Source organism: Adlercreutzia sp. DFI.6.23 (genome assembly GCF_024462535.1).
In the GTDB taxonomy this organism is placed as follows: Bacteria; Actinomycetota; Coriobacteriia; order Coriobacteriales; family Eggerthellaceae; genus Adlercreutzia; species Adlercreutzia rubneri.
On sequence record NZ_JANGBP010000103.1, the window covers coordinates 1 to 432 of the forward strand.

The window sequence follows — 432 nt, forward strand, 5'->3', positions numbered from 1 at the left end:
GAATACTATCGGCGAATCTTCGGCTTCGCTTGCTATATCGATTTCTCGCGTTATGTCGAGCTTCTGTTCATACCGCTTTTCAGGACAGATATCCAGATAATGCTCGTCGAGGGCCGCAAGCTATCGGCATCCACCCACGAGTTTTTGGCGGAATATCACGCCACGGGGATTTGGGGACGCGTTCGGCTGTACTTCTCCTACCTCAACCAATCCATCCCCGACCAAAATCTCGACCCCGTTTGGAACTACGCCCATACGGCCATTCGCCTCACCCTCGATGCCATGTTCGAAGGGCCCGAGGGCAATGCAACTTTTCACGCGCAGCTCGCGCAGAAGCGATGCGGCCGCCCCCTGTAGCGGCAGGCGCTGCTCACCGTCTCGAACCCGCACCTACAAGCGTGCCGTCAGCACTTCCCCTTTTGAAGCGCTGAC

At 57.2% G+C, this 432-nt stretch carries 1 protein-coding gene; it reads left to right on the forward strand.

The genetic code is table 11. The annotated features are described in order from the left end of the window. Nucleotides 1-357 (forward strand): hypothetical protein (locus tag NE591_RS12530; protein ID WP_256156778.1); only part of this gene is annotated, 357 nt, incomplete at its 5' end. Between the last annotated feature and the right edge of the window lie 75 nt (nt 358-432).